Source organism: Streptomyces sp. NBC_01476 (assembly GCF_036227265.1).
GTDB lineage: Bacteria > Actinomycetota > Actinomycetes > Streptomycetales > Streptomycetaceae > Actinacidiphila.
In genome coordinates, this window is the sequence record NZ_CP109446.1 from 1,673,964 (window position 1) to 1,682,500 (window position 8,537).

At 69.9% G+C, this 8,537-nt stretch carries 5 protein-coding genes, 2 rRNA genes and 1 pseudogene (1 of these 8 only partly in view); 3 read left to right on the forward strand and 5 right to left on the reverse strand.

The genetic code is table 11. From position 1 onward, the window contains the following. The first annotated feature begins 61 nt into the window (after nucleotides 1-61). Nucleotides 62-1,102 carry an ABC transporter substrate-binding protein gene (locus tag OG552_RS07320; protein WP_329130455.1) on the forward strand — a complete coding sequence of 347 codons (1,041 nt, stop codon included), beginning with the start codon at nucleotides 62-64 and terminating at the stop codon, nucleotides 1,100-1,102. A gap of 4 nt (nucleotides 1,103-1,106) precedes the next feature. After that, nucleotides 1,107-1,907, forward strand: coding sequence for a siderophore-interacting protein (locus OG552_RS07325; protein ID WP_329130457.1), 801 nt, complete (start codon nucleotides 1,107-1,109; stop codon nucleotides 1,905-1,907). A gap of 93 nt (nucleotides 1,908-2,000) precedes the next feature. On the opposite strand, the gene OG552_RS07330 is transcribed toward OG552_RS07325, so the two are convergent. Beyond that, a complete protein-coding gene (locus OG552_RS07330; RefSeq protein ID WP_329140622.1) occupies nucleotides 2,001-3,020 on the reverse strand; it encodes an HAD-IIA family hydrolase in 1,020 nt (339 codons plus the stop codon). 79 nt (nucleotides 3,021-3,099) lie between these two features. Here OG552_RS07330 and OG552_RS07335 point away from each other — a divergent pair, with 79 nt between their 5' ends. Beyond that, nucleotides 3,100-4,389 (forward strand): DUF1015 domain-containing protein, encoded by a 1,290-nt coding sequence (locus OG552_RS07335; RefSeq protein ID WP_329130459.1) that lies wholly within the window; start codon nucleotides 3,100-3,102, stop codon nucleotides 4,387-4,389. 106 nt (nucleotides 4,390-4,495) lie between these two features. Here the strand turns inward: OG552_RS07335 and OG552_RS07340 are convergent, their stop codons facing one another. The 4 genes and pseudogenes from OG552_RS07340 to OG552_RS07355 all read right to left on the reverse strand — a co-directional run. Further along, nucleotides 4,496-5,524: a hypothetical protein gene (locus OG552_RS07340; protein ID WP_329130461.1), complete on the reverse strand. Its 1,029-nt coding sequence runs from the start codon at nucleotides 5,522-5,524 to the stop codon at nucleotides 4,496-4,498. Between the two features lie 609 nt (nucleotides 5,525-6,133). Then, nucleotides 6,134-6,775, reverse strand: a pseudogene (locus tag OG552_RS36395) (hypothetical protein); the annotation flags it as partial. A gap of 153 nt (nucleotides 6,776-6,928) precedes the next feature. Continuing rightward, nucleotides 6,929-7,045: ribosomal RNA gene (rrf, locus tag OG552_RS07350) — 5S ribosomal RNA — on the reverse strand. 133 nt (nucleotides 7,046-7,178) lie between these two features. Continuing rightward, nucleotides 7,179-8,537 (reverse strand): 23S ribosomal RNA (locus OG552_RS07355); it runs 1,767 nt beyond the window's last position.

Here is an 8,537-nt window from a genome sequence, read left to right on the forward strand (position 1 = left end):
ACCTTCGCTAGTGCACCTTCGAGCAGAGCGGCAGTTTATGCATACCCCCCGTTTCGCAACCATGCCCGGAATCTCGCGTCGTGGCGTACTCGCCGCCGGCGGCTCCCTCGGTCTCGGAGCCCTCCTGGCCGCCTGCGGTTCCGACTCCCCGGACTCCGGCGCCGGGTCGGCCAAGGGCGGTACGACGACCGGCGCCGCACCCACGACCCCGGGAGGCCCCTGGTCGTTCACCGACGACCGCAAGCAGACCGCGAAGAAGGGCAGTACGCCGGCCAAGCTCGTCGCGTACATCGGCTCGGCGGCCGCCCTGCACGACTACGGCATCGAGTGCACCGGCGTCTTCGGCCCCACCACCCTCAAGAACGGCTCCCCCGACGCCCAGGCCGGCGGCGTGGACGTCCACAAGGTGACGGTCATCGGCAACACCTGGGGCGAGTTCAACATCGAGAAGTACGCGGCCCTCTCCCCCGACCTGCTGATCAGCCACATGTACGAGGCGCCGACGCTCTGGTACGTCCCCGACGAGAGCGCCAAGAAGATCCTGGCGCTGGCCCCCAGTGTCGGGATCAACGTCGCAGGAGTCCCGCTGACCACCCCGCTCCAGCGGTACGCCGAACTCGCCAGCTCGCTCGGCGCCGACATGTCCTCGGGCCCCAACGCGGCCCAGAAGGCCCGCTTCGAGAAGGCGTCCGCCGATCTGCGCGCCGCGGTCAAGGCGCACCCGGGCATCAAGGTCCTCGCCTCCTCGGCGAGCGCCGACTCCTTCTACGTCTCCACCCCGGCCGCGGCCTGCGACCTCAGCTACTACAAGAGCCTCGGCGTCGACTTCATCGTCCCCGACAAGGTGGAGGGCGGCTTCTTCGAGACCCTCAGCTGGGAGACCGCCGACAAGTACAAGGCCGACGTCGTCATGCTGGACAACCGCACCGCCACCCTCCAGCCCAAGGACCTGACCGCCAAGCCCACCTGGGCGCAGCTCCCGGCGGTCAAGGCCGGACAAGTGCTGGGCTGGCCGAGCGAGCCGATCTTCTCCTACGACAAGTGCGCCGCCCAGATCGAGGTGCTCACCCAGGCCATCACCTCGGCGAAGAAGGTGAGCTGACGGCATGTCGCAGATGCCTTACGGCTTCTTCCATCCGCGGGTGGTCCGCGTCGAGCACGTCTCGCCGACGCTGCGGCGGGTCGTGCTCGGCGGTCAGGAGATCGCCGGCGTGGTCAGCGGCGGCCTCGACCAGCGGCTCAAGATCTTCCTCCCGCACCCCGGCCAGGACGCCCCGGTGCTGCCGGACGTGCTCGACCTCGACTGGTACGCGCGCTGGCGCCAACTCGACCCGGACGTCCGCGGCATCATGCGCACCTACACCGTCCGCGCCGTCCGCCAGGACCCGCCCGAACTGGACATCGACTTCGCCCTCCACGGCGACCTCGGGCCCGCCTCGCGCTGGGCCCAGCACGCCCGGCCCGGCGACCGCCTCTCCCTGCTCGCGCCCGTCGTCGCCGACAACGGCGGCGTCGACTTCCGCCCGCCCGAGGACACCGACTGGATCCTGCTGACCGCCGACGTGACCGCGCTGCCCGCCCTCGCGGCGATCCTCGGCTCGCTCCCACCGGGCACCCCGGTCCGCGCGTTCATCGGCGTCCCGCACCCCGACGACCGCATCGCGCTCCCCACCGAGGCCGACGCCCGCATCTCCTGGGACCCCGCCGACCTCACCACCGCCGCCTTCCCGCCCGGCACCCCCTACGCCTGGCTGGCCGGCGAAGCCGCCACCGTCCGCGGCCAGCGCCGCCACCTGGTCAACGACCGCGGCTTCTCCCGCGCGGCCGTCACCTTCAGCGGTTACTGGCGCCGCGGCACCACCGAGGACGACCTGCTGGAGGCCGCCGCCGCGGAGGCCGCCGCCTGACGGGGGCCACCGGTCCAGCGCGTCATCGCCGGCCCGGCGTACGGCCGTCCGCCGGTCGCCGGCCTCCCGCCACCGGTCCGCGGGCGGGGCCCTTCACAGGCCGAGGCGCGCCAGCGCGGGACCGGCGTCGAGCCCGCACGACCCCGCCCCGCCCGCGGTCCACGCCGCACCGCACAGCGCCCGCAGCCCGTCGATCGCGTCCCCCCGCCCCTCCAGCGTCAGCGCGTCGGAGGAGGCAGAAGCGGTCCACCCCCCGCAGGTGAAACCCGTGTCCGCCGCCTCGACCCGGGGGTGCGGGACGAGCAACCCGCGCAGGTCCGCCGCCACATACGCCGGCCGGTGCTTCGGCTCCGCCGCCACCAGCTGTGCGGCCGTCGTCACCCCGGTGAGCACCAGCAGCGCGTCGACGCCCCCCGCGTACGCCCCTTCGATGTCCGTGTCCAGCCGGTCCCCCACCACCAGCGGCCGCTTCGCCCCGGTCCTGATCACCGTCTCCCGGTGCATGGGAGGCAGTGGCTTCCCCGCGACCTGCGGGTTCCCCCCGGTGGCGATCCGTACGACCTCCACCGCCGCGCCGTTGCCCGGCGCGATCCCGCGCCCGCTGGGGATCGTCAGATCGGTGTTGGACGCGAACCACGGCACCCCGCCATTGACGGCGTACGCCATCTCCATCAACTGCGACCACCGCAGGTCCGGCGAGTACCCCTGCACCGCGGCGGCCGGCTTCTCCTCCGCCGAGTCCACCGGCACCAGCCCGCGTTCACGTACCGCCGCCAGCAGCCCTTCCCCGCCGACCACCAGCACCTTCGCACCGGCCGGCACCTGGTCGGCGATCAACCGGGCCACCGCCTGCGCGGAGGTGATGACGTCCTCGGCCCCGGCCGGCACACCCAGCCGCGTCAGGTGCTCGGCGACGGTCTGCGGGGTGCGCGCCGCATTGTTGGTGACGTACGCCAGCCGCATCCCCTGCCCGCGCGCCGCCTCCAGCGACTCCACCGCGTGCGCGATCGCGTCCCCGCCGGCGTACACCACGCCGTCGAGGTCGAGCAGCGCCGTGTCGTAGGCCGCGTCGAGCGCTTGTTCGCTGCTGTCCGGCAGGGTCCGCTGGGTCATGGCGGGGTCGCTCCTCGTCGTGGTGTCGATGGCCTGATCATCCCTCATCGCCGCCCGGCGCAGGACGTAGCATGCGCTGATGAGCATCACCGGTCCAGAAAGCCCCGCATGTCCTGGTCACGAGCCGGGTCTGCGACTGGCGCCCTTCCGCGGCCTGCGCTACGTACCGGAGCGCGTCGGCAGCCTCGCCGCGGTCACCTCACCGCCGTACGACGTCGTGGTCCGGCCCGACGGCCAGCGGCACCTGGAGTTCGCCGACCCGCACAACGTGGTCCGGCTCATCCTGCCCGACGCCGCCACCCCGGCCGAGCAGCACCGCAAGGCCGCCCGCGCCCTCTCCGACTGGCTGGAGCAGGGCGTACTCGCCGCCGACCCGGTACCCGCGCTCTACATCTACGAGCAGCTCGACGGCGACCACCTGCAGCGCGGCGTCATCGGCGCGCTGCGCATCACCGCACCGGAAGAGGGCATCGTCCTGCCGCACGAGGACGTCATGCCCGGCCCGGTCGCCGACCGCGCCGCCCTGATGCGCGCCACCCGCGCCAACCTCGAACCCCTGCTGCTCGCCTACCGCGACGGCGACCCCACCGCGCAGGTCATCAACCGCGTGGTGGCCACCGGGGATCCGCTGCTCGCCACCACCACCGAGGACGGCGTCCAGCACCGGTTGTGGGCGCTGACCGGCCCCGCCGACGTGGCCACCGTCCAGGCCGACCTCGCCACCCGGCAGGCCCTGATCGCCGACGGCCACCACCGCTGGGCCACCTACCGCCTCCTCAAGTCCGCCCACCCGCCCGGCACTCCCTGGGACTACGGCCTGGTACTGCTGGTCGACACCGCCCACTACCCGCTGCGGGTACGGGCCATCCACCGTGTCCTGCCGCGCCTGCGACTGGACACCGCGCTCAAAGCGGCCCAGGGTGCCTTCCGGGTCAGGGCGCTGGCCCGCCCGCTGGACCACGCGCTCGCCGCCCTGGCCGAGGCGGCAGCCGAGGGCAACGCGTTCCTGCTGGCGGGCGACGGTTTCCACCTGCTGGACCGGCCGCACCCCGACCTGCTCGCGTCCGCCGTCCGGCACGACCGCCCCGAGCAGTGGCGCGGTCTTGACGCGACCGTGCTGCACAGCCTGCTGCTCGACCGGGTCTGGCAGATCCCCGACTCCCCCGACGACATCCGCTACATCCACGACACCGCCGCGGCCGTCGAACTCGCCGAACGAGAGGGCGGCACCGCGGTGCTGATGCACCCGGTACGGGAGCACGTCGTCATGGAACTGGCCCGGGCCGGCGTGATGATGCCCCGCAAGTCCACCTCCTTCGGTCCGAAACCGGCGGGCGGACTGGTCATCCGGAGCCTGGACCTGGACTGAGCGCCGGTCGCGCTCCTCCCGGCAGAACGCTGAGGGCGGCACCCCCGGGATCCGGGGGTGCCGCCCTCAGCGGTGTTATGCCCGCCCCTGTGCCGAGGCGGTCCGGTCAGTCCTCGTCGCGGTCGTCCCGCGCGGGCTCACGGAAGGGCGCGAGGAAGGAGGAGGGGACGCCGGTCTCGGCGGCCGTGGCGGCGGATTCAGCCGCCTCGGCCTCGCTGTCGTCGTCTTCCTCGTCCTCGTCATCGGCCGCGACGTCCTCGGCTGCCTTGGCGGCTACGTCGTCGGTCGTGACGTCGAGGTCGTCGTCCTCGTCTTCGTCGTCCTCATCGTCTTCATCGTCCTCGATGTCCTCGATGTCCTCGATGTCCTCATCGTCTTCGTCATCGGCGTCGTCCGCCGCTGCGACGGCGTCGGCGGCGGCCGGGGTCGTGGCTCCGTCCGTCACCGCCTCGTCGTCCTCGGTCTCGTCGGCGTCATCGGCGTCGTCGGTGACATCGACGTCATCGGTGACATCGACGAACTGCAGGCCGTCGAGCTGGGCGAGCCGGTCCGACGCGTCGGTGGTGCCGTCGTGGTCGGCCTCCAGTGCCTTGGCGAACCAGTCACGGGCCTCGGACTCCCGGCCGACCGCGAGCAGGGCGTCGGCGTAGGCGTAACGCAGCCGCGCGGTCCAGGGGTGGATCGCGTTGGCCGCCAGCTCGGAGCTCTGCAGGGTGACCACGGCCGCCTCGGCCTGGCCCATGTCCTGCCGGGCACCTGCCGCGACCAGCCGCATCTCCACCTGGCCGGCCTTGTCCAGCTTCTGCACCTCGGGGGCACCGGCCATCTCCAGCGCCCGCTCCGGCCGGCCGAGCCCACGCTCGCAGTCCGCCATCACGGGCCAGAGGTCGACGGTGCCGGTCATCCGCCGGGTCGCCCGGAACTCCGCCAGCGCCTCGGCGTACCGCTCACTGGCGTAGGAGGCGAATCCCGCCGCCTCTCGTACGGCCGCCACGCGCGACGCCAGCCGCAGCGCGACGCGCGAGTACGCGTATGCCCGTTCCGGGTCCTCGTCCAGCAGTTGGGCCACCATCACGAGGTTGCGCGCCACGTCGTCGGCGAGTGTCTTGGGCAGGCTCATCAACTCCTGCCGCACGCTCGGGTCGATCTCCTGGCCGGTCACCTCGTCCGGGATCGGCAGCCGCCTGATCGGCTCCCGGTCGTCACGGCGCTCGTCCCGCCCGCCACGGTTCTCGAACCGGCCACGCCCCTGCACGGCCGGGCGCCGGCCGCCGAAGTCACGGTCGTCGCGGCGCGGCCCGCCGCGGTCGTCGTCCCGCCGCGGCCCACGCGGACGGTCATCACGACGGTCGTCACGGGGACGATCGTCCCTGGGCCGCTCGTAACGCGGACGGTCATCACGCGGCCTGTCCTCGCGGGGACGGTCGTAGCGCGGCCTGTCGTCACGGCGGTCGTCGCGCGGCCGGTCGTCCCTGGGCCGGTCATAGCGCGGGCGATCGTCGCGGGGACGGTCATAACGGGGCCTGTCGTCACGACGGTCGTCACGCGGACGGTCGTCCCTGGGCCGGTCATAGCGCGGGCGATCATCGCGACGGTCGTCACGGGGACGATCGTCACCGCGGAAGCCGCCACCCCCGCCACCGGGGCGGTCGTCGCGACGGAAGCCAGCGCGCTGGTCGTCGCGGGGACGGTCATAACGGGGCCTGTCGACACGACGGTCGTCACGGGGACGATCGTCCCTGGGCCGGTCGTAACGCGGACGGTCATCGCGAGGGCGGTCATCGCGAGGACGGTCATCACGAGGGCGGTCGTCACGACGGAAACCACCGCGCTGATCGTCGCGCGGGCGGTCGTAACGCGGGCGGTCCCCACCGGGACGGTCGTCACGACGGAACCCACCAGGCCGGTCATCGCGACGCGGAGCACCGCCACCGGAACGGTCATCACGGCGGAAACCACCGCCACCACCGGGACGGTCGTCCCTGCGCGGGCCACCGCGGTCGTCCTCGCGGCGCGGACCGCGCGGACGGTCACCGCCGGGACGGTCGTCACGGCGGAAACCGCCTCCCCCGCCACTGGGGCGGTCGTCGCGGCGGAAACCACCGCCGCTCGGACGGTCGCCGCCGGCCGGGCGGTCATAACGCGGGCGGTCCCCACCGGGACGGTCGTCACGACGGAACCCACCAGGCCGGTCATCACGACGCGGACCCCCACCGGAGCGGTCGTCACGGCGGAAGCCGGCGCCCCCACGGTCGTCACGCCGGGGGCCACCGCGGTCGTCGTCGCGACGCGGGCCGCGGGGACGGTCGTCACGACGGCCATCACGCCGATCGTCGCGGCGGTTGTCGCCGCCGCGCGAGTCCCGACGCCCAGGGCGTTCGGGCCGTTCTTCGGGTGAGTTGGACATCGACGTGACTCCTGTCGGATCGTGCTGCTGTAGTGCAAGTCTCCCGTACCGTCCAGGAGATCGCGCTTCGAGGGAAAACAAAAGGACCCCCGGTCCCAGCGCTTAGGCCAGGACCGAGGGTCCAAAAAGATTGTTCGGCGGTGTCCTACTCTCCCACAGGGTCCCCCCTGCAGTACCATCGGCGCTGAAAGGCTTAGCTTCCGGGTTCGGAATGTAACCGGGCGTTTCCCTAACGCTATGACCACCGAAACGCTATCGGGTAACCCGCAGAAGCGGGATATCGACAGTGTCCTAGCGAACAAGCACACTTTTCAGTTGTGTGACTGGTTCAACCGGTGCGACTGTTCGCAACCCGGGAACCAAACAGTGGACGCGAGCATACATGGACAAGCCCTCGGCCTATTAGTACCGGTCAGCTCCACCCCTCACAGGGCTTCCACATCCGGCCTATCAACCCAGTCGTCTCCTGGGAGCCTTACCCCATCACGTGGGTGGGAGCCCTCATCTCGAAGCAGGCTTCCCGCTTAGATGCTTTCAGCGGTTATCCCTCCCGAACGTAGCCAACCAGCCATGCCCTTGGCAGAACAACTGGCACACCAGAGGTCCGTCCGTCCCGGTCCTCTCGTACTAGGGACAGCCCTTCTCAAGACTCCAACGCGCGCAGCGGATAGGGACCGAACTGTCTCACGACGTTCTAAACCCAGCTCGCGTACCGCTTTAATGGGCGAACAGCCCAACCCTTGGGACCGACTCCAGCCCCAGGATGCGACGAGCCGACATCGAGGTGCCAAACCATCCCGTCGATATGGACTCTTGGGGAAGATCAGCCTGTTATCCCCGGGGTACCTTTTATCCGTTGAGCGACGGCGCTTCCACAAGCCACCGCCGGATCACTAGTCCCTACTTTCGTACCTGCTCGACCCGTCAGTCTCACAGTCAAGCTCCCTTGTGCACTTACACTCAACACCTGATTGCCAACCAGGCTGAGGGAACCTTTGGGCGCCTCCGTTACCCTTTAGGAGGCAACCGCCCCAGTTAAACTACCCACCAGACACTGTCCCTGATCCGGATCACGGACCGAGGTTAGACATCCAGCACGACCAGAGTGGTATTTCAACGACGACTCCCCAATGGCTGGCGCCACTGGTTCACAGTCTCCCACCTATCCTACACAAGCCGAACCGAACACCAATATCAAGCTATAGTAAAGGTCCCGGGGTCTTTCCGTCCTGCTGCGCGAAACGAGCATCTTTACTCGTAGTGCAATTTCACCGGGCCTATGGTTGAGACAGTCGAGAAGTCGTTACGCCATTCGTGCAGGTCGGAACTTACCCGACAAGGAATTTCGCTACCTTAGGATGGTTATAGTTACCACCGCCGTTTACTGGCGCTTAAGTTCTCAGCCTCGCCACACCAAAGCATGACTAACCGGTCCCCTTAACGTTCCAGCACCGGGCAGGCGTCAGTCCGTATACATCGCCTTACGGCTTCGCACGGACCTGTGTTTTTAGTAAACAGTCGCTTCTCGCTGGTCTCTGCGGCCACCCCCAGCTCAAGGAGTAAATCCCATCACCAGGAATGGCCCCCCTTCTCCCGAAGTTACGGGGGCATTTTGCCGAGTTCCTTAACCATAGTTCACCCGAACGCCTCGGTATTCTCTACCAGACCACCTGAGTCGGTTTAGGGTACGGGCCGCCATGAAACTCGCTAGAGGCTTTTCTCGACAGCATAGGATCATCCA

What these genes read in the sequence shown, in the direction of transcription:
- OG552_RS07320 (WP_329130455.1), top strand. Translation starts at nt 62, where the DNA reads ATGCCCGGAATCTCGCGTCGTGGCGTACTCGCCGCCGGCGGCTCCCTC.
- OG552_RS07325 (WP_329130457.1), top strand. Translation starts at nt 1,107, where the DNA reads ATGTCGCAGATGCCTTACGGCTTCTTCCATCCGCGGGTGGTCCGCGTC.
- OG552_RS07330 (WP_329140622.1), bottom strand. Translation starts at nt 3,020, where the DNA reads ATGACCCAGCGGACCCTGCCGGACAGCAGCGAACAAGCGCTCGACGCG.
- OG552_RS07335 (WP_329130459.1), top strand. Translation starts at nt 3,100, where the DNA reads ATGAGCATCACCGGTCCAGAAAGCCCCGCATGTCCTGGTCACGAGCCG.